The organism is Paraburkholderia sp. TE9906, from assembly GCF_056279605.1.
Genome location: NZ_JBWCCT010000003.1, coordinates 188,496 through 208,035 on the forward strand (window position 1 = coordinate 188,496; position 19,540 = coordinate 208,035).

At 61.9% G+C, this 19,540-nt stretch carries 17 protein-coding genes; 3 read left to right on the top strand and 14 right to left on the bottom strand.

What is annotated here, in order from left to right:
- Positions 1–23: 23 nt before the first annotated feature.
- The 9 genes from ACZ9H4_RS08565 to ACZ9H4_RS08605 form a co-directional block, all read right to left on the bottom strand.
- Entirely contained in the window at positions 24–548 is a 525-nt protein-coding gene (locus tag ACZ9H4_RS08565) for a GNAT family N-acetyltransferase (protein WP_408142342.1), read from the bottom strand.
- Positions 549–665: 117 nt separating this feature from the next.
- Complete coding sequence (locus tag ACZ9H4_RS08570) at positions 666–1,700, bottom strand: DNA polymerase III subunit delta' (protein WP_476118751.1); 1,035 nt, start codon at positions 1,698–1,700, stop codon at positions 666–668.
- A 94-nt stretch (positions 1,701–1,794) separates the two neighbouring features.
- Positions 1,795–2,415: a dTMP kinase gene (tmk, locus tag ACZ9H4_RS08575; RefSeq protein ID WP_408142346.1), complete on the bottom strand. Its 621-nt coding sequence runs from the start codon at positions 2,413–2,415 to the stop codon at positions 1,795–1,797.
- The gene (gene mltG / locus ACZ9H4_RS08580) at positions 2,415–3,425 is read right to left on the bottom strand and encodes an endolytic transglycosylase MltG (RefSeq protein WP_408142347.1); all 1,011 of its coding nucleotides are present in this window, start codon (positions 3,423–3,425) and stop codon (positions 2,415–2,417) included. The genes tmk and mltG overlap by 1 nt, the downstream gene beginning before the upstream one ends.
- Positions 3,426–3,857: 432 nt before the next feature.
- Positions 3,858–4,613: a hypothetical protein gene (locus tag ACZ9H4_RS08585; protein WP_476118752.1), complete on the bottom strand. Its 756-nt coding sequence runs from the start codon at positions 4,611–4,613 to the stop codon at positions 3,858–3,860.
- A 187-nt stretch (positions 4,614–4,800) separates the two neighbouring features.
- The gene (locus tag ACZ9H4_RS08590; RefSeq protein ID WP_476118753.1) at positions 4,801–5,790 is read right to left on the bottom strand and encodes a hypothetical protein; all 990 of its coding nucleotides are present in this window, start codon (positions 5,788–5,790) and stop codon (positions 4,801–4,803) included.
- 126 nt (positions 5,791–5,916) lie between these two features.
- On the bottom strand, positions 5,917–6,876 hold the full coding sequence (locus ACZ9H4_RS08595) for an SOS response-associated peptidase family protein (RefSeq protein ID WP_476118754.1): 960 nt from the start codon (positions 6,874–6,876) through the stop codon (positions 5,917–5,919).
- 141 nt (positions 6,877–7,017) lie between these two features.
- Positions 7,018–7,548: a hypothetical protein gene (locus ACZ9H4_RS08600; RefSeq protein ID WP_476118755.1), complete on the bottom strand. Its 531-nt coding sequence runs from the start codon at positions 7,546–7,548 to the stop codon at positions 7,018–7,020.
- Positions 7,541–8,584 (bottom strand): hypothetical protein, encoded by a 1,044-nt coding sequence (locus ACZ9H4_RS08605; RefSeq protein ID WP_476118757.1) that lies wholly within the window; start codon positions 8,582–8,584, stop codon positions 7,541–7,543. Before ACZ9H4_RS08605 ends, ACZ9H4_RS08600 begins: the two co-directional genes overlap by 8 nt.
- Positions 8,585–8,768: 184 nt before the next feature.
- On the opposite strand from ACZ9H4_RS08605, the gene ACZ9H4_RS08610 reads away from it, so the two are divergent.
- Genes ACZ9H4_RS08610 through ACZ9H4_RS08620 form a run of 3 tightly spaced genes read left to right on the top strand, consistent with a single transcriptional unit; the run spans position 8,769 to position 9,846 of the window.
- Positions 8,769–9,068 (top strand): hypothetical protein, encoded by a 300-nt coding sequence (locus ACZ9H4_RS08610; RefSeq protein ID WP_476118759.1) that lies wholly within the window; start codon positions 8,769–8,771, stop codon positions 9,066–9,068.
- Positions 9,065–9,439 (top strand): hypothetical protein, encoded by a 375-nt coding sequence (locus tag ACZ9H4_RS08615; protein ID WP_476118760.1) that lies wholly within the window; start codon positions 9,065–9,067, stop codon positions 9,437–9,439. The genes ACZ9H4_RS08610 and ACZ9H4_RS08615 overlap by 4 nt, the downstream gene beginning before the upstream one ends.
- Positions 9,436–9,846: a hypothetical protein gene (locus tag ACZ9H4_RS08620; RefSeq protein WP_476118762.1), complete on the top strand. Its 411-nt coding sequence runs from the start codon at positions 9,436–9,438 to the stop codon at positions 9,844–9,846. The genes ACZ9H4_RS08615 and ACZ9H4_RS08620 overlap by 4 nt, the downstream gene beginning before the upstream one ends.
- A gap of 94 nt (positions 9,847–9,940) precedes the next feature.
- On the opposite strand, the gene ACZ9H4_RS08625 is transcribed toward ACZ9H4_RS08620, so the two are convergent.
- The 5 genes from ACZ9H4_RS08625 to ACZ9H4_RS08645 all read right to left on the bottom strand — a co-directional run bounded on the left by ACZ9H4_RS08625 (position 9,941) and on the right by ACZ9H4_RS08645 (position 19,532).
- Complete coding sequence (locus ACZ9H4_RS08625) at positions 9,941–10,210, bottom strand: hypothetical protein (protein WP_476118763.1); 270 nt, start codon at positions 10,208–10,210, stop codon at positions 9,941–9,943.
- A complete protein-coding gene (locus ACZ9H4_RS08630) occupies positions 10,207–10,536 on the bottom strand; it encodes a hypothetical protein (protein WP_476118764.1) in 330 nt (109 codons plus the stop codon). Before ACZ9H4_RS08630 ends, ACZ9H4_RS08625 begins: the two co-directional genes overlap by 4 nt.
- Positions 10,537–10,558: 22 nt before the next feature.
- Complete coding sequence (locus ACZ9H4_RS08635) at positions 10,559–11,011, bottom strand: D-Ala-D-Ala carboxypeptidase family metallohydrolase (protein WP_476118766.1); 453 nt, start codon at positions 11,009–11,011, stop codon at positions 10,559–10,561.
- Positions 11,012–11,095: 84 nt separating this feature from the next.
- Positions 11,096–18,868, bottom strand: coding sequence for an LPD38 domain-containing protein (locus tag ACZ9H4_RS08640; RefSeq protein ID WP_476118768.1), 7,773 nt, complete (start codon positions 18,866–18,868; stop codon positions 11,096–11,098).
- On the bottom strand, positions 18,861–19,532 hold the full coding sequence (locus ACZ9H4_RS08645; protein WP_476118769.1) for a glucosaminidase domain-containing protein: 672 nt from the start codon (positions 19,530–19,532) through the stop codon (positions 18,861–18,863). The genes ACZ9H4_RS08640 and ACZ9H4_RS08645 overlap by 8 nt, the downstream gene beginning before the upstream one ends.
- Positions 19,533–19,540 lie beyond the last annotated feature (8 nt).

Consider the following 19,540-nt stretch of genomic DNA (forward strand, 5'->3'; position numbering starts at 1 on the left):
TGCGAAAAGTGGCTTGAGGCAGATCAGGCGGCGGCGTGAGCCGAATCGAGGCGCTTGCCGAGAATCACCAGATCGCGCTCCACGCCGTCCAGCACGGCCACGCGCGGCAGCGAGCCCCATGTGTCGAAGCCGAAGCCGCGGAACAGCCGCAGGCTTGCGTCGTTGTGGCCGAACACGAAGCCCAGCACGGTGTCGATGCCGAGCGCCGGCGCCGCCGCGAGCGAGGCCGTCAGCAGCTTTTTGCCGAGGCCCTGGCCGCGCGCGCTTTCGTCGAGATAGATGCTGACTTCGGCGGTGCGCAAGTAGGCCGGACGACCGTAGAAATCCGAAAAGCTCAGCCACGCGATCACGCGGCCGGGCTGTTGTGGGTCTTCCACCACCCACAGCGGGCGCTTGTGCGGGCCGTGCGCGTGAAACCACGCGAGCCGGCTCTCGACCGTGACCGGTTCGAGGTCGGCCGTCACTTGCCGCGACGGCACGGTCGAGTTGTAGATGGCGACGATCGCGGGCAGATCGTCGAGCGTGGCATCGCGGTAGGCAAGGCTCATGGTGCTTATATTTGAAATGAAAGACCGATTACGGGACGAACAACCGGGCCGGGGCGCGCAGCGCAAAGCCCTTTCCGGCCTGGGCAGCGAGCCGTTTGCGCTCGCCGCCGACGCGGCTTACGCGAACAGCGCGCGGTAGCCGATAAACAGTTCCTCGAACACCAGCCGCGCGTTCAGCGGATGGTTCTCGACGGCGCGCTGACGCGTCACGGTGCGCGTGAAGCGCGCAAACGCGCTGGCATCCGCCTGCGAAGCGCAGCGCGTCAACGCCGCCGAGGCCTGCGGAAAATAACGCGGCGCACCGGCAGTGCGCTGCGCCAGCAGATCGTACATCCAGCGCTGCAACCAGCCCAGTACCAGCGGCACCGGCAGCTTCTGCAGCGCCTCGCCGCAGGCGAAGGCGTCGCAATCGGGACCGGCGGCCAGTTGCTTGAGCGTCCAGTCGCGCAGCGTGCGGTTTTCGTCGCTGGCGAGCGCGAGCGCCGCGAGCGGCGCGCCGCCGGCTTCGGCGAGCAGCGCGGGCGCTTCGGCAACGCCTTGCGCGGCCAGCCACTTCGTCGCCACCTCGGGCGCGGGCACGCTCATCGGCCACTGGCGGCAGCGGCTGATGATGGTGGGCAGCAAACGGTCGATGCGCGCCGACACCATCAGGAACACGACGCCCGCCGGCGGCTCTTCCAGCGTCTTGAGCAGGGCGTTGGCTGCCGCGATGTTCAGCGCCTCGGCCGGATATAAAACGACCACACGCGCGCCGCCGCGATGCGAACCGACGCCGACAAAGTCGAGCAGGCCGCGAATCTGTTCGATCTTGATTTCCTTGCTGGGCGCGCGGGTCTTCTTGCCTTCGTCGGCGTCGGCTTTGTCGGCTTTTTCGTCGGCGCCGCCGCTCACGCCGGCTTCGGCCGCGAGTGCCTCGGGCACGACGATCCGGTAGTCAGGATGATTGCCCTGCGCAAACCAGTTGCAGGCCACGCACGCGCCGCACGGCTCGCCATTGGCCTGCTGCGCCTCGCACAGCAGGCCTTGCGCGAGATGCTGCGCGAAGCGCAGCTTGCCGATGCCCGCCTGCCCATGCAGCAGCAAGGCGTGCGGCCAGTGGCCGCGCAGTTGCAGCAGGCGGTTCCAGTCATCGGCTTGCCACGGATAAATCATCGTTTCTCTTTGAATTCAATCAGTTGAAAGCGTTACGTGAGATCTGACGCGAACTTTAGGTATTGCTATAAAAGGAAATTATATTTCCTTAAAATCAGAGACTTGAAATCAATTCTTCAAGCTGCTTCTGAATGCGCGCGATGCTCAGCGAGGAGTCGATGATAGCGAAACGGTAAGGCGCCTCTTCCGCGCGTCGCAAGTATTCGGCGCGCGTGCGTTCGAAAAACGCCGCCGACTCGCTCTCGAAGCGGTCCGGATCGCGCGCCGCGCTGCGCCGTTCGTTGGCGATCTCGGGCGGCAGATCGAACAGCACGGTCAGATCCGGCTGAAACCCGCCCTGCACCCAGCGCTCCAGCGTTTCCAGCTTGTCGCGCGGCAAGCCGCGGCCGCCGCCCTGATAGGCGAACGTCGCGTCGGTGAAACGGTCCGACAGCACCCAGTCGCCGCGTGCGAGCGCCGGCTCGATCACTTCGGCCAGATGCTGGCGGCGCAGCGCAAACATCAGCAGCGCCTCGGTTTCGAGGTCCATCTTCTGATGCAGCACGATCTCGCGAATCTGTTCGCCCAGCGGCGTGCCGCCCGGCTCGCGCGTCATGACGACCGAGCGGCCGGTGCTCGCGACCTTCTCTCCTAGCCGTTCGCGAAACCAGCCGAGGTGGGTCGTCTTGCCGGCACCGTCGATGCCCTCAAACGTGATGAATTTGCCCCGCGCCATCATTGCCCTCGAATGTATTTGTCCACGGCTTTGTTGTGATCGCCGAGGGTGTCTGAAAAGATGCTGCTGCCGTCGCCGCGCGACACGAAGTACAACGCGGTGCTTTGCGCCGGGTTCAGCGCCGCCTGCAGCGACGCGACCCCGGGCAGCGCAATGGGAGTGGGCGGCAAGCCCATCCGGGTGTAGGTATTGTAGGGAGTGTCGGTCTGCAGGTCTTTCTTTCTGATGTGGCCGGTGTAGCTCTCGCCCATGCCGTAGATCACGGTCGGATCGGTCTGCAGCGGCATGCCCGTGCGCAGGCGGTTCGCGAACACCGCAGCTACCATCGGCCGGTCCGAGGGTTTGCCGGTTTCCTTTTCGATGATCGACGCCATCGTCAACGCATCGTACGGCGTTTTGTACGGCAGGTTCGGCGCGCGCGCGAGCCAGGCTTCGTCGAGCCGCACGCGCATCAGCCGGTACGCGCGGCGGTAGATCTCGAGGTCGCTGGTGTTCTTGTCGAACAGATACGTGTCCGGGAAAAACAGCCCTTCACCCGTACCGAGCGAGGCCTCGGGCGCGCCGATCGCCGTCAGCAGGTCGGCGTCGCTCATGCCGAGCGTGTCGTGCTTGAGCGCCGGATTGGCGTCGAGTTCGGCGCGCATGCGCTTGAAAGTCCAGCCCTCGATGATCGTCGCCACGTATTCGTTGACGTCGCCTCGCGCGATTTTCTGCAGCACTTCGTACGGCGTCACGCCCGTCTTGAACTCATAGTTGCCCGACTTCAGATCGGTCTGCAAGCCAAGCAGCCGCGTCATCAGGATGAACAGCTCGGGCTCGACCGGCACACCGCCGCGATTGAGCTGCAGCGCGACGCTGCGCAGGCTGCTGTGCGGTTTGACGGTGACGTCGAGTTGCGCGGGAGTCAGCTCGAGCGGGCTGGTCGCCCAGTGATATCCGCCAGCAATTGCGGCTGCGGCCAGCACAACGACGATTGAGCCGGCGACGAAACATTTCTTCAGGAGGGACACGAGGCGGAACGTTTAGGAATTAAATCGCAAGCAGTTGATTTATAACGCAAATGTCTAGCGCCGGTCAGCATTCAGACTTTGCCAGTTTGTGGCCTTTTCGGCCCTTTTCGATCCGTATTGTATAGATGTGGGCGCATTTTGGTCACATCGTGCTGAGGACTCGAACCCTACAATCATTGCAAACGGGGCTCCGACGACTGATGCTGGCAAAAAGCTTGCAACCCAGCTTCGGATGGATCGCCGCCGACGACGCCGTTGCGCTTTCCGCTGGCTTTGGGGCGCCATGCAAGCGGCTGTTACCGACCCAAGCCAGCCAGATAGCATGCCAGCAACTCTGTCCGACTTAGGGCAAAAAGCGGACGGCCGTTTCCGTGAACGTCTAGGTGCATTTTACAGACCGGTAGCGCTGCGCGTTTCGCAGTGCGAGGGCGTCTAATGATCGTTTGACGAGTGCAGTCGCTTATAGCGATAAACCGTTTTATCCGTGCCGGCACCCATGGGAAGCCACAATAGCGCCATGTGATAGCTGATATGCGTCCATGTGGTAAGCAGAATGTCGCCATTACTATCCAGCCTCACTGAACGGCCAGAAAAGGAATAGTTCGGACCAAACTCGGATCGTGACGATTGCTCAGGAGCGATCCAACCAATAGTTCCTGCGTCGCACGACACCTTGACCTGACTGTTGAATCGGGTCTTCATGCTCCCTAGCTGGGACGTGCCGTAGTAAGCCGTGATCGTGTAGTTGCCGTCAGCATTCTTCTGGAAGACAGTTGCATCCGGCGCAATTCGACGACCGTTCGCATCTCTCCTATAGCCCGCGCGCATCGCTTCTGCTGCTTCTATGTTCTCCGCGTGGAATATCTCGTCGGCTAGAGGTAATACGCTGGGTCCGTAGCCTTCGACGATTTGACGCACCCTGCCTTCGTAAACGCCACTCACGTCGGGGCATTCGGGTGATAGAACGGCTTTCGAATTGTCGCCAGCGTAGTCACGTGATTCCGGTGCAGATGCACACCCGCACCCCATTGCACACAAGAGAACGGATGCAATCGTCAAAGACACCGAGCGAAACGGCATCCCTCCGGCGGGATTCGGAGTTTCTCGCATGGCCTCCGCTGGGACCTGGGCGCGATCGTCATTGCGTTGCCCTGAAAGTAGATAGCCCTTCGTTTGCTCGAACGTCATGCACTCCCCGCCGTATGATTCGATTATCCGCACATTTTAAACGGCAAGCCTCCACCATCGGCCGAACTAGAACTGGGAGCAGACGATCGCTCGGCAAAGGCGAGTGACTGTAATTGGTCGCACGCGGACGGTCCTTTGGTTAGTCGCGCGAACGTGCCATTGCCGAGCGCGCCCCCGTCCCTTGATGTTATTTGCGCCAACGATCCTTAAGCGTAAGTGGATCTCCCCAAAAGTTGACCCATTCTTCTACCTGCGCCGCTCGTTGAAGGACCATGTCTACCTCCCCAAATCGGAGAACTTCGGGCATCGGTCCCAAAAGCTGATCCCGTAGTCCTCCCCCCACCCACGCTCGCCCGAACCGCACCCACTGGAGGTGACTACTTCGGAGCCACGATGAAAGTCCAAGTATTCGCGCCACCTCCCGTGCTTGGGAAAGACTCTTAGCGAGTTTGCTTCTCGCAGCGCGTCGCGTTATGTGTTCCCTCTTGTCAAATTCCTCCCGAAATAAGGGTAGGTGCGTGTAAGCAGTGTTCCAGATAACTGCGTCGAGAGCGGCGATAAATCGGTCCACTGCTCCTACCAAGCGGCGGCACTCTTCTGTGGCGATAGAAAGTCCGTAGGCCATCTCATGGGCAAAGATGTGCCGGAGGCGAAAGGCGTTTTCTACGTCACCCAACAACTGATCGACATCGGCAATCAAAAGAGGCGCTCCCTTTGAGCCTCTGCGCAGCATGTAGTGACTACGGGCATCAGATAATGCGCTTTTCAGGTCGAGTCCGAGGATCGCACCGAGCCAAGACATTGCATCTGTAACGGAATTGTAAGAGGTAGTGTGCGCGACTAGCTCGCCAAAACTGATGGCTTGATCGTCCAACAGCGTGAGGGCGTCCTTCACCGAATACTTCTCGGGAATTCTTTCTGCCGCCCGTACGCGATACTGCGCTCCGGAATTGACGAGATCGGAAATTGAAGAGCGAAGGAACGTTTGAAGCGTTGCAATCGACGCAACAATGACGTGCCGACGAACTTCGTTGCTGTCGACGGTGACTGCGAGCCCTTTAAGTTCGTGCATTCGCTTTTTAACCATCCCCCACGTCGAATCACCGTATGGGCCGTAAGCTCTTTCACGAGTTGCGAGCACCTCTTGGACCAACTCATTAATTCTGCGATTTGCCATTTAGGCTCACTTTCAGGGACGGACGGGAGTGCCAGATTGTATCGGGCCATGGGATGTCGCTTCTTGGCCGAACCCGGTCCGAGGGAGCCAGCTGCCTGCCCCCTCACTACAGCCGCTCGGCACTACCTATGCCGCCAGTCGATGTTCGTAATACGGTCGGTCGCGGTCGTCGAGGATCGCATACTGCGCGTCGAGATGCGCCGGGTCCGGATTTAACCACGCATCTACATGCTCTATCTTGATTGGCACGATGCAACGGTCGTGGCCGGCCGCCGCAATCTCCTCCGGTGGCTCGTCGGTGATGGCGGCAAACGAGAGCAAATCAGGCTCGCCGGGCACCGACCAGCGCGACCACAAACACGCCACCAGCATCAGTTGGCCGTTACTCGGACGAAATTCCAAAACAATGTTTTCGTCCCGCTCGTGCGTTTCGGATAGCGTTCCCTCGAACTTCGCCTTGCTCACGTTTTCGTAAAACACATCAACGAGCAACATGCCGTGTGTGTATCCGAAGCACGGCTTCCAGAATCCTTCAAGGTTGTCGCGGCGAGCGTTGTATGTACCGGGGTATTTGAAGTCGTAGGATGCCGGCTTACCAGCAATGCGGCATTGATACCTCATCGGCTTGATTACGCGTTGCCCCTCCTCCATAATCATCACCGGCGCGTACATGCCAGGAAAAATGCGTGAGTCACGGTCCTTAAGTTCCGTGCGGCGCAGATCGTCCAACCGGCGGATCGTCGCTTCGATCTTGTCCGAGGCGATGCGTTTGCTCTCGGTGGCCGCCTTGGTGGTTTTCGTTTGAAGTGTCCGCTCAGCGTCCGCGAGCCGCGTACGCTGTTTGAATAGCTCCTGCTCGAGCGCCGTTGCCTGCTCGGCATTGAACCGGTCGATCGCGGCCTTGATCTCGCGCTGCCCGTCGTCCTGCGGATCGGCGAATGATGCGTCCATCCCCTTCGGAATCTTCACCTTAGCCCCGTTCGCGCGCTCCCAGTAAAGCTCAGCGAACTCTCGCAAACTCAGTCGAGCGCCGAACTCCTTCACGAACTTTCGCCAGTCCGCTTCAATCTGCGCCGAGTAACACATTCTTCCCTCCTCACCGTGTCATTGCGACAATTGCGGCCGAGTCATGTGTGCCCACACCGATGATTTCCAAAGAGGGCCGCGTGGCGCCTGAAAGGAGGCAAACCGACGAGGAGTGGCGCTGGGCCAGGCTTCAGCAATCGACTACTTCCTGTGTAGCTTCCCGTAATGCCGTTCAATCTCTTCTTTCACTGCTTCCTTAGCGACGTGCGCCTGAATTGTCTCGGCTGGGAAAAGAGTCATGACGACGATGACGATCTGCCAAAGGGTGAGGACCGTCAAAATTAAAAAGGACAATCCTCGGAACAGGTCAACGTGACCTCTCAATTCTGGAACGCTTTTTAGGATCGGCGCACATATTCCAATCAGCAACAGTAGCACCAAAATAATGGTCGAATGAATCGCTGGAGTAAGCAGCAGACCAAGATTTCCGTTGTTGCCGCCGCCAGTTTTTTTCCCGTCGCGAAAGGAAAGTTTGAGGCGTTCTGGATAGATGATCGCAAGCCAAGCCCCGACTACCGCAAAAATAATTGAGGCGGTATTCCGCAGAGCCTCATAGAGAGGCCACTGCTGCGAAAAAGCGATCGTGCGACCGTAATAATAGCCGGACGCGCACAGTCCGACAGCAACCACTGCCAGCACAATGCGAAATCCGACTACAAGAGTTTTAAACATCGTCGTCCAAAAGCGCCAGTATCCGAGCACGGTGCTCGTCCAATGTAGCTGCCAAGTGGTCCAAGTCTACGATTTCCTCATTCGTACGGGACACCGGTATGTCAAAGCTGTCGCTCGCCGCTGAGCGACCTAGCCAATACTCCTTCGCCTCTCCTTGGAACTTGAAACCCATGTCATCCCAAGGCCCTGCTGTTGGGGCTGCGGCGTCCTCTGCAGCGATCATATCTCGTAATTCAGCTTCGGTCGGCGTGTATTCCAACTCAACATACGCCGATCTGTTCGTCACTATCTCATGCCGCTCTGCTCGTCGCCCTCTGATGAAGCCGACCAATCCTTCCCACTTCTGTCTGTCGGCACCGTGCATCACCTCTACATGACCGCGACGCATAACTCGCTTAATGCGTGCAGCGTTCTGGATGATGTAGTCACGTTCTCCGTGCTTCACGAATGCAGCGGTACGAAACTTCGGGTAGAGCGTCTGCTCGATTCGCTCACCGTCAACTGCATAGCCAGCAACAACCTGACCTTCCTGCTCATGCGGTGCCATCACCACGTACCGACTTTCGACTGCCAAAAAACGCTCGATGTAATCACGCATCGGCGTCTGCCCAGAGACGTTGTGAACAAACCGAACACTTGCAATGACGTTTCGACCCGGGACTACCCAGAAATACGTCGCGTACCCCGGAATGCTGTTTTCAGCGATTTCGTTTATATGAACTTCAGGAGCCCCCACAGGCGAGTCTCGCGAAATCGAAGCGACCCCCCCTTCGTGCGCAGGAACCTCGTTCCACGTTGCCATGACCCACTCATGACCGCGCCGCTTTATCCCGGCGAGATAGACCGGCGACGGTTGGTCCGGCCCGTCAAGGTCGAAAATCTTGGTGAGCGATAACGCCATCCCATCCGACCACTCGGACAACTGCTCCATGGTGTCAACAATGCCCCCGAACGCCGGTGCCTTTGAACCCCAATTATAGAAGCCGCATTTCACGATTCTGTAGAAGGTAATTTTTACTGATTCGTTTTGTATCATTATGGTCCTCGGAAATTACCGCCGAAGTATGCCATTCCTTGCTGCCTCTTTATATAGCGCTCGGCGCGGGACCATACGAGTGATTATACTGTACATCCATACAGTGTATTCGCCATTGCGGCGGAACTCGTCTGACGAAATCTGCGGAGGAATTATGGAGACAACCGCCCTTAGGGGAGCTCAATTGGATTACTGGGTTGCGTGTGCCGAGCGCGAAAACGGTCACGCCGACTCGGCGCCGATACCCATGCCGCCACCGGCATATTCCTCAGACGAGGCGCTCGGCAGCTCCATCATCGATCGCGAAGGCATCGTTGTGGTGTTGGCGGTAGACGCAGAGTTCGGGAACCAGTTCGTCGCCGGCATCGGACCGGCGAGGAAGTACGGATTTCCGAACGCCGCAGAAGGGCTGTGGATGGGAGACGGTCGACTGGAAGCCGGATTGCGATGCTACGTGGCCCGAACTTTTAGCGCCTCAGAATGAAGTTGCCAGAATTCGCTTCGCCCTCGCTAATGGAATTGCGCGGGTGGTGGCGCACGCGCGACGAGCAGGCGGTCAAGCGGCTAATCCTAGAGATTCAGCGGTATCGGCTCGCCCTGCTGGATCTGCGCGACCTGATCGATGCCGGCGTCAAGGAGGCACGAGCCACGGACCCGAAACTGGTGGAGCGCGGCGAACCATTGATGACGCTGCGAATTCGGATTGCGCAGGAAGTCCTTCGCATCGGCGACATCGACGACATGCCGCCACACGACCGACTCCCAAAACACGTACGGGACTATGCGCGCTCCGCCGAAGCTCGGGCCTACGAACTCGAAGGAGTACGTCGACGCCGCGCGCAGGAAAAGTCGTGACCCTTCCACCCTTCGTCCCGCCAACGCTCGGCGAGTTGCGTGATTGGTACCGGCAGTATCGAACAAACGAGGACGTGTGGCGGCTCATACTCGAGGTGCAGCACGCCAGAATGACACTCACAGAACTCACCGCACTGCTCATAAAGGTGGAGCGAGCAGCACGGCGGGCAGACTTCGGGCGGTTGACGAGCGACGGTACGCCACTGCGTGACGCTTGCACGATCGCGTGGGCAGAAATGCTGCGCGCCGGCCTCGTAGATATCGCGGCCATTCCGCCACCGGTCGCGCCGCCCCCTCCCCACAACGCGAATGGGGCGGTGCCGTTCGCCTACGATCCCGACGAGGCGCGTGAGCTACAGATTGAGGAAATAGCGCGCATGATTGCACGCGCGCACCAGAGGCGCTGATCTGTGGATTTTTCGGTGCTGTATTACACACCCCACGGGCGCCACGCCGCGCGCCCGTGCCCTTGCATCACCGCAGCGATAAGTGCTGTTCAGCTCACGCGTGGTGCCGTCGCGTCACCAGTGGCTGCTTGAAGAACACCAGCCCAAGAAAGGCAACGCAAAATCCGACGGTGATAAACGGCTCGCCTGGCCAGACGCTCGTGTAGCCAAGCCAGATCAGACCGGCCATGTTCCACAGTGCGCCCAGCCAGACGATGCCGAGCGCACAGCGCCATGCAAATGACTGTGGCAGCGTGAACAGCCAGCCGACTGTCGCGAAAAGCACCAGATGCAATATCAGGTAGATGACGACGATCAGGTTCATGATTTCTTATCCTCAGTTCCAGCAGCTCGGTCAATGAGGCGATCGGCCACTCCGTCACCACGCCGCTCAATTGCACGAATAGCGATTTCCGCCACGACCGGGCCGAGCATGCCCATTAGGAAGGCAACGCCGCGCTGAACGGCGATGCTGCTACCGGCCAGCCAATGCTCGACCACCGCGGGCGCGACGAAAACTGCCATCAGCGCGCCGAGCACGATATGCGTAACCTTCAGACGAAGGCTCGCGGGCGGCATGAAGACCATGCGCAGGGTCGCACCGACCGCGCCGGACGCCAGCACCGACAGCGGCCCTGTGAAGTGCTCCATTGAGTTCAATGGCTCCCCCATATTAGGCGAGGCCGATGGCATAGGTGGTCGCCCCCGGCCCAAAGTTGGCGGTCAGCACCTGCTGCCGAGATTTCTGCCCCGCTGGCGCCAGGCCGATGTGAACCCACGTGCCCTCCTGTATCAACTGGTCGAATGGGATATTCGACGCGGCGATCTTCCGGGAGATTTCGAGCGGACTGCCGAAGCCAGGGCAGATGAAGTCGGCGGCCAGCCCTGTCATGTGTGCGCTGTTGGCCGCGCCGCCGACCGCCGCGTTGAGCGCGGGTGAGCGATAGCCGGAAGACACCAGGACAGGACGTGCGCCGAGCAGGGTGCGCACCTGCTCGAGCGTTTGCGCCGTGCGCGTCAGGTTTTCGACGACCGCCGGCGAGGGCGTGTTGTCGATCCGGCGCCGCGCGGCGGTCTCGCTCTGCGTCAGCTCCGCCAGCGAGAAGTGATCCGTGAGTCGTGTCATGCAGATACCCCAATAGAAACGGCCGCACGCGGCGGCCGTAAACGAAAAAACCGCCCGAAGGCGGTCAGAAAAAAAGCGGAATTGCTATTGCGCTTGGAGCTGGCGATATTCCTGATTCGCGCGCATCTGGACGGCGCGAATTCGGCGGTTCACATCGTTCACTCGTTGCTGGCGTTCAGCCGGGTCGTCGATTTCGCGCGCGGCCGCAGCTTCTTTGTAAAGCGCTTTGACTTCACCGTTAGCCGCCTTGTACATCGCTGCAACCCGCTCTGCGTTCGGGTGTGCTTCGTCGAACGCGTCGAGCGTGCCCTGCTCTTGCGCGTACTTGCGTTCGTTCACGAGGCGGTCCGCGTCCGTCGCGCGCTGGCGGAACTCGATCATGTCCTGACGCAACGGACCCGATCCAAACGTGCGCGCGAGAGGAATGTCGGTCAGGCTCTTATCCGTTTCCGCCTTTTCGCCCAGCGCCTCGAACGCCTTGATCGCGTCGAGCGCCCCGCCGCCGCCGTAGCTGCGCAGAAGGTGCGAAATAGTTTCCGGATACACGTCAACCCCGGTGGTGTCGTACAAGTGCTGTGCAGCGTCACGGAACAACGCCGACGTCTGCGGCCAGGCCTGCTGGAATTTCAGCTTGTTGCCGGTCCATTCATCGGGTTTGTGGATCGGACTACCCTGCCCGGTCTCATTCAGCGCGAGCTGCAACATCGGCTTCGCGATGCTCGGCATGAACTGCTGCATCACCCAGCCCGCCATGTCTTTCGATGGGTCGACGTCCGTGGGTTCGACGGGCGAGAAGTTCGACAGCAGGCCATCCTTCGCGACGTTGCCGGCGAACGTGCCGAGGTCGTCTACCCCGTCGGCATAGCGATGCGTCGCCGCCGCGAGCGTCAGCGCAATGCGGCCGAAGCCGAAGCCCACCGGCAGTTTGAAGCCCCGCCCATCCGGATCGTTCGGGTCGATCATCGTCAGGAACCGGCCCGACTGCGACAGCGGCACCTTGTTGAGCTTGTCGACGCCGTCGTCGTCCTGCCCACCCATCGACTTCAGCGCCCCATACAAGCTGTACATCAGCGCGTAGTGCGCCAGCATCACCGCCGCGCCGCGCGGCGTGCGCAGCGCCTGTGCCATCCGGCGGGCATCAAAGAGCGCGGGGCCCGCAAACGTGTAGATCGCGCCCAGCTGCTGGCCGAGCTTGCCCTTGGTCTCAAAGTTCATCGTGTTCTTCACGTACAGCGCTGCGTCTTTCTCCACGACACCGGACTCCACGAGCGCCTTGAATAGCGAAACCCGCGACGACATTTCCATGTGCTCGTTGACGCGATCAATGAAGTCTCCGACCTTTTCGGCGGCAGCCTTCGCCTTGTATTTCGTGGTGGCGCCGACCAGCTTGCCGAACTCGTTTTCGAGATTCTTCATCGTGTCGTCGTGGAACAGATCCTGATACAGCGTCGAGCCGCCCAATTTTTCGTATCGCTCCGCCCACTTGTGGAACTCGCCGCCGGCCTTCATGCGCCAGTCCGCGGTGAATGTCACGTTGTTGGCAAGCGCCCGCCGCACGGCGCCGATCTTATCGGCCGTCGGCGCATCCGTCATCACGAGCGACATCATCGACTGCACGTCGCGCAGCTTGTTCATTGCCGGGAACATCGGGTTGTACCGCGTGTAGATCGACGACAGTACCCGCGTGGCCTTCAGAGGCAGCGAGAACACACCGTCGATTTGTGCGCGGTTCGCGGACTGCAGCGCGTCAAGCACCTTGCGGTTGCCGATATGCACGATGGTCGTGTGGTTGCCGTCGCGCAGCACTAGCGCCTCCGGCGACATCGCAGCGCTCGGCTTCACGCGTTGATGCACAATCCCATCCTGCCCGACGTATTTCTCGAAGATCTCGAACTGGTTCGGGGCGTCGTTGACTTTCGCGCCGAGCAACGCCTTGGCGCCCGGGCTGTCCTTCAGAAAGCGCACGAAGTCGCGCTTGAGCTGCTGCCACCCCGCACGACGGATCGCGCTGTCGCCGGCTTCGAACACGTTCTGCAGCACGTTGTCGGCGAGGGTGCCCGAGCGGCCCATCGCCTGCTTTTCCTTCGGTGCTTTCAGACCGCCGCCGGGCGCCCCCGAGAAATCGCCCTCGGCCACATTAGGGTCGCCCTTGAGCGGCACATACCAATCGTATTTCGGCCGACCCGCCTCCATTTCCGGCGTTAGCAAACCAGCGTCGCGCAGCGTGCGATCGCTGTAGTCGAGCATGGGTTTCAGGTGGTCGCCGTAGAACTTCTCGTAAAACTCGACGAGCCCCGGCGCGTCCCTGCGAATGTCACGCTCAAGCGTGTCGATCTGCTCGTTCGTTCGGCCTGAGCCGTCGAGCTGCTTGCCCTCTGTCTTGCGCGCGATCTCCGCGTTGCGCTCGCGGCCGTGCTTGACCAGGTTGCCGACGGTCCCGATATCCATCAGGAACTGTTGATGACCTTCTTCACCGGGGCGAGACGCGTACCAATCCAGCTTCGCGAAGTCGCGCTTGTACGCGTCACGCAGCGCCTCCATGGCCGGCGTTATGCTCTGGCGCTCGAAGTCCTGCCGCGTTTTCTCGGTCGCCCCCTGAAACAGGCGCATCGTGTTGCGCAGCGCCCGGCCAGACTCCGTATTGCCCGCGCGGCGGATGACCTGTTCGAGCGGGTTCAGATGATCGAACAGTGACGTCGTGACGGCTTCGAGCCACTTCGGTTGCGGAGCTGATCCACCTTCGGAAAGGAACGTGCGCGCGGCGCTCTTCGCCGCCGTTGGATTGCGCGACATGCCGCGCATGTTTTCCCAGAACGTCGGCTTGCGCTCCACCTGGGGCACCGACGACTGGCGCACACCCGCGCGCGAGAAGTCTGCGGGATCGCTATCGGCTATACTATTTTCGTCACTGGAGGAATTACCTATGGCACGCTCTGCCCTCCCTAGCGTTTCCGAACTCTCCCCTGAAGCGCTGTTGTTCGATGTCGAAGGCATCCCGGTTTCGGTCGACGAACCCTCTGCTGGTCTGTATTCCGCTGCTTGGGATACCGATCCACCACGCCGATTCTCATCTGAATCGGCGCGCCGCAACGGCGACGAAGTCTCCGCGGCAAGGTTCATCGAACTGGTGCGCGAAGCACGCTCCCACGCAGCGTCGTAAATCTCGCGCATCTGACGGTCAAGCTCCCTGACGCGAGCCCTCTTTTCAGGCGTGACACCGCTTGTTTCAATTTCACGCGCCAAGCGCGACCGCTCGACATACAACGGATGCGCCTGCCTCTTCGCTGCGATCATTTCCGGAACGTTGACCTGAATCTCGGCGGTCGCATTGCCCACACGGACGTTGAATTTCGCGTCTCTGTAGCCGTCGTGCGGTGCGTCGCTTCCTGCGCTCAGTCGGTCGCGGGTTGACCCGACAACTTCGAACATCTCTGCAATCCGGCCGATCGCCTCGCGCGCCGCCTGGGTGTTCGGTGCGACGATCGTTCCGCGCAGCACGTCCTTGATCTGCGATGCATCGCCACCGTAGTCGCTCACGATCTTGTCGATCGCGCGCTCGCGTTCCTTCAATTCGGGCGTGAGTGCATGGCCTCCGAACTGTTCGGCAATGCCGCGCAGCGTATGATCGAATGCTGGCTTTTCCGCCGCTGCATCGCGGTACGCCCTCTCGAACGCTTGCCGGTTCGCGACGCTCAGGTCACGCAACGTATGCGTGCGGCCTGACGTTGAGAACTCGGTGGCCAGCTCGTCGCCGGTGACGCTGCGCCCACGCTCGCGCAGATAGCTCTGCGCGTCGCGAAGCATCGAGCTAATGTGTGCATCGGTTACGTCGCCGCGCAGCAGCCCGACCCGCTTCATAAACTGGCGCACGGCGTCGATGACACGGCGTGCGACACTGTTCTGCATGTTGCGCTCGGCCATCAGCGCAATCATTTCCTTCGCACGCCGCTGCGCAGACAGGCCGGGCTGCGTGCGATCGACTTCTTCCCCGACTTCCCGAAACACTTTGTTGCCCAGCTTCTCGGCGGCAATCACGCGGCCAGTCAGCTCGCGCATCGCGTCACGGCCCACCATGTTTTCGAGCCCGTAGTGACCGACCAGCTCATGCCGCGCCACCTCGCGCGCACGAGCTGCGCTGGCCAGGTTCTCTGCGATCAGCGCGACGCGGTTTGTACGCGGATCGAAAAATCCCTCGACGTCGTGCGCGCCCTCCTGTGCAGCTTGCCGGCGCACGTACTCCGGCGCGTCGGCCAGCGTGTCATACACATCGACGTCATGGCCGTACGTGTCGCGCGCGATCGCGCGGCGCACGGCTTCACCGGAAAGGTGGCGCCCAGAAACAGAAAGCCCCTCGCGAGGAGGGGCTTGGTCTGATTCGTTGCGAACGCGGGAAGGTGGCTCACCGGGACGGGATAATAAGGACTCTTGCCCGTTGGCTGCCGCGAGATCGGCGTCGCGATCACTGCCTGTCAGGCGGAAGTCTGCGCGCTGTGCATCCGCTGCAGCGCGTTCGTCGGCGGCCCGTTCGGTGCGCTCCCTCTCAGCCTTCGCGGCGCGTTGCCGCTCGATGCGCTGGCGCAGCGTCGCAGGCGTGGGATTGGTCAGCACCGGCTCGCCGGCGGCCGGGGTATTCGCCGCAGCCTCGCGCGCGCGCCGGCGCGCCGCTACCCGATCTTGAATGCGCTGTGGCGCCGCGCGTTGCGCTACCGCTTCGTCGGATCGTTCGCCGCCGGTGGGTCGCGCCGCTGCTTCGCCAGATCGGGCGGCCCCGACTTCTTCAGCAGATCGACCGTCTGTACGTCCTGCGGTGTCAGCGCCTTGCCGTACATCACTCGTCGAAGCAGGCTCACGCCCTGCGGCGAGCCCCAAATCTTGCGGCCTTCTGGTGTCACTGTTGACCTCTCTCAATACCTGTTCGCGCGTTGCGCGCTCGACAGCGCCGAACATATCCTCGGTCGGCTTCACCGACTCACTGTACGCGAAGTCGGCCACGCGTTTCAATGCCTCGCCGATCCTGTTCCCGAAGCGCACGTTGTCCGCGAAAAGCTGGATGAACTCCCGGGCCTGCGGATCGAGAGCAAGATCGTTCTGCCGCGCGAAATCATTCAGCCGGACACCTTGCCGCCGGGCGTTGACGGCAGCGCGCGCCGCCTCTGTCACGAGCGGGCGCACGTCGAGATCGCCGGCGCCTTCAAGGCGCGCCATCGCGCCCGCCGCTTCGGCCATGCCGCCGAGCACTGTGCGCGCCTCCGGGTCCGTGGCCTGCGCGTAGAGGCGAACCAGCTCCGGGTCTGCATACGCTTTCTGGAAGGTGGCGGCCATCATGCGATCGACTGCCTGACGCGTCGGGGTGCCGTCGGGATTCAGCAGGCCCACTTGTTCGGAGACCGGCATCGTCTGGACAAATTCCCGCACGGCTTGAGGCGACGGGTCGCCCGCATCGCTGAACTGCAGACTTTCGAAGTCGATACGATGGGCGTCGTTCGCGGCCTGCTCGACCGGCGATAGTGCGGCCGTGCCGGCCATATTTGACACGTCGCCGATATCGGCTGTCACGTGGTCGCGCGGCATGACGCGCACGAGCACCGGTTCACGCATGCGTGCGATCACGCTCGACGACACGCCTGTGAGCGCTGCATCGTGTCCAATGCCCTGCCTGTAGCTCGCCGCAGTTCCGCGCTCGTACGCGGCCTGAAGCGCAGCGGCGCGACCGTTGCCGGCAATCGCCCGCAACTGCGTTTGCGTGCCTTCGGCGTACCCCGCAACCGGCGTTCCATCAACCCTGTTCGACGGCAACAGCGAGTCCGCATCGACGACCGCATATTGAACGGGTATGCGTCGGCCATCTGCCGCAACGGCGAAGTCCTGGCGACCAAGCTGACTCGCGGGAATGTTCGCGTCCGGATTCGCTTCGACGACCGGCGCACCATTTGCGAAGTCGCGGGAAAACGATAGGCGCGCCGGATCAGGATCGGCGGCGATGGAGTTCATCTGTGCGATCGCCGCCGTCGATGACCGGTCGCGGTTTTGCAGGACAACCGGTTTGCCTTCCGGCGACTCGTCGCCCTGCCTTGCTGCCGAGTCTGCCGCGCCAGCAACATCGGGGACATCCTCCACGCGCGCGCTTGGGTTCAAACGCGCGTCCTGCGCGGCGCGAACGTCGCCCGTGAGACCAGTGTCGAGCGCTGACTGCCGCGCTGCTCGCGCGACGGCCGCCTGCTCATAGGTTTGCGGCTGCACATTTCCGGACGGGTCGACGACGAGATCGCTGCTGGTGTCGACCATGTCGGGCGCCGGCAGCGCGGGCGTCGAGTCGGGCGCATCGAGCTGGCGCGGCTGGGCCTGTTCCTGCAGGCGAGACAGCAAGCGCTGCGCCGCACGGCCGAGCGAGTTCTGCATTTGCGCGGTCTGCTCGAGCGTGCCGTTGCGCAAGTCTGACGTGAGGTGATTGGCGATGTAGTCGCGGTTCACGATCTTCGGCAGTCCGTCGAGGATTGCCTGCACGTCGGCGGGCGTCGCGTTGTACTGCGAGCCCTCCATCGTGAAACTCTGGGGTGCATCGGGCGCGCCAAGGCGATATGTTGGCGCGGGCAGTGCAAGCGGCTTGCCGTCCTGAGTTGGCTGTTCCGTAGCCGGCACATCCGCCGATGCAGCTGGCGCTTGATGCCCGCCGAATGCTGCCCCCGTTGCGGCGCCAAACAGGGCGCCAGTAGCCGCGGCTTGTCCAATGTCCTCGCCGAGCGACTGGCCCGGCAGCACGCCGCGCAGACCCGCGTTCGTTGCGAGCTGGGTGCCGGCGCCCTGCGCACCCTGCCACCCAGCCTCAACCGCCGCGGCGGCGCCGCGCCCGAGCGCCGTCGGCGCACCAGCGATCGCCCGCTCGACCGGACCAAACCGCGCGCCCACCGCGTTCAACGCGCCGGCGCCGGCGATCTCCGGAAGGTTCTTAACGAACGCGGTACCGACGGCCTGCTTGGCGTCCTGCTCGCTCATCGTCTGGCGCATGGCGGCGTACTGCGGGCTTTGTGCCTGGAGCTGGTCGTCCGGAATTGCCGAGATGCGATCCCAGATGTTTCCCCGCACCTGCCCAGCACCCATCGCGCCACCAAGTACGGTATTCGCAGCAAGCGCGCCGCGCGCGCCCAGCCCTGCGGCCCCTGCAACGCCACCGGTTGCGACGAGAGGCCCTAGCATGCCGGCGACTTCCGCAGCGGCCTGCAGCGGATTGCGCGCGTAGTACGCCAGACTTTGAGGGATGCCCGAGTCGCCAGCGGCTTTCTCCTGGGCCACTTCGCGATCGCGCCGCTTTTCCTCGTCCTGTATGACTGGCGAGTACTCCTCGTGCCCCTCCTTGATTCGCTGCCCCAGCCAGCCGGACACGGCCGACGTCGGGCTCACCAGATCGGACACGGACTTGGCACCGCCGAAGATCGCATTGCCCGCCGAGATCATCGTGTCGTTTGCTGCCTGAAGCATTGAACGCGTCGGCGCCTTCGGTTTGTCGCCGGCGTATTGCTGCTCGAAGAACGTGCGCAGTGTGCCGGGATCTTCGCCATGCGCCGCCGCGATATCACCGATTACCTTGTCGCGATAGTTGTTCCAGATCTGTTGCTTCGCCGTGTAGTCCGTCGCGTCGAAGTTGTTGGCCGCCTTGTACGCGTCCCACGTGGGTGCGGCCGGACCCATCTGCTGTGGGCCTTGCGGCTGCATGCTGGACGGGTCGAGGCCATATGCGGCGATCGGTGGCTGCGCCTCCGGCGTCGGCGGCTGATACGGCGTCAGCACGCCGAGCGCCTGCAATCGGCCCGCTGTATCTTCTTCAGCAATGTTGTACGGGTTCAAAGTGGTATCAGGCATTGTTCACTATGCTGCGGATATAGTTGTCGATCCACGCGGAATAGTCCGGGGTCTGTGCTGGTGCCGTCGGTGCCGAGTCCTGCGTCTGTTGCGCGGCCATTCCCTTCGAGATCGCGCCGGGCGCAGTGGTGATCTTCTCAACCTTCGGCCCGCCCGCAGCACCTGTCGCCGACGGCGCTATGCCATACAGCGAGTCTGTGTCGATCGGATAGTCGGTCTGTGCGCCGGCGCCAAGTCCGGCCGTCGGCGCGCCGGTCAGGCTGCCGTAGATACCTGCCATCTTGTCGACGTATCTAGGATCTTCCGCATAGCCGCCAGCCTTCAAGGCCGACGAGAAGCGCATAACGTCATCGCCAGCGCCGAGCGCGCCGGGGTAACGGCGGGCGAGCAAGGATGCGTAGTCATCGCCGAACGCGTCCGGCGTTGCATAGGCGCGGTACGCGTCGCGGCTGCCCGTCATGTTGTCGCGAGCACTGACGCCGCGCCCCGAGAAATCCTTGATATTTCCTAGATTGTTCGTCCCCGGAACAACCGATTTACCCCACCCCGTCTCAAGGCCCCATTGCGAGAGCAGAACGTCGCGAGATATGCCGGTCTTTGCTGAGACCCGATCGGCGACGGGGCCGTACTGCTGAACGAATTGGGCGCGCTGGTTGTCGCTCATAGCGGTGT

What these genes read in the sequence shown, in the direction of transcription:
- ACZ9H4_RS08615 (WP_476118760.1), top strand. Translation starts at nt 9,065, where the DNA reads ATGAAGTTGCCAGAATTCGCTTCGCCCTCGCTAATGGAATTGCGCGGG.
- ACZ9H4_RS08570 (WP_476118751.1), bottom strand. Translation starts at nt 1,700, where the DNA reads ATGATTTATCCGTGGCAAGCCGATGACTGGAACCGCCTGCTGCAACTG.
- ACZ9H4_RS08645 (WP_476118769.1), bottom strand. Translation starts at nt 19,532, where the DNA reads ATGAGCGACAACCAGCGCGCCCAATTCGTTCAGCAGTACGGCCCCGTC.
- ACZ9H4_RS08630 (WP_476118764.1), bottom strand. Translation starts at nt 10,536, where the DNA reads ATGGAGCACTTCACAGGGCCGCTGTCGGTGCTGGCGTCCGGCGCGGTC.
- ACZ9H4_RS08625 (WP_476118763.1), bottom strand. Translation starts at nt 10,210, where the DNA reads ATGAACCTGATCGTCGTCATCTACCTGATATTGCATCTGGTGCTTTTC.
- tmk (WP_408142346.1), bottom strand. Translation starts at nt 2,415, where the DNA reads ATGGCGCGGGGCAAATTCATCACGTTTGAGGGCATCGACGGTGCCGGC.
- ACZ9H4_RS08595 (WP_476118754.1), bottom strand. Translation starts at nt 6,876, where the DNA reads ATGTGTTACTCGGCGCAGATTGAAGCGGACTGGCGAAAGTTCGTGAAG.
- ACZ9H4_RS08585 (WP_476118752.1), bottom strand. Translation starts at nt 4,613, where the DNA reads ATGACGTTCGAGCAAACGAAGGGCTATCTACTTTCAGGGCAACGCAAT.
- ACZ9H4_RS08590 (WP_476118753.1), bottom strand. Translation starts at nt 5,790, where the DNA reads ATGGCAAATCGCAGAATTAATGAGTTGGTCCAAGAGGTGCTCGCAACT.
- ACZ9H4_RS08605 (WP_476118757.1), bottom strand. Translation starts at nt 8,584, where the DNA reads ATGATACAAAACGAATCAGTAAAAATTACCTTCTACAGAATCGTGAAA.
- ACZ9H4_RS08640 (WP_476118768.1), bottom strand. Translation starts at nt 18,868, where the DNA reads ATGCCTGATACCACTTTGAACCCGTACAACATTGCTGAAGAAGATACA.
- ACZ9H4_RS08565 (WP_408142342.1), bottom strand. Translation starts at nt 548, where the DNA reads ATGAGCCTTGCCTACCGCGATGCCACGCTCGACGATCTGCCCGCGATC.
- ACZ9H4_RS08600 (WP_476118755.1), bottom strand. Translation starts at nt 7,548, where the DNA reads ATGTTTAAAACTCTTGTAGTCGGATTTCGCATTGTGCTGGCAGTGGTT.
- ACZ9H4_RS08635 (WP_476118766.1), bottom strand. Translation starts at nt 11,011, where the DNA reads ATGACACGACTCACGGATCACTTCTCGCTGGCGGAGCTGACGCAGAGC.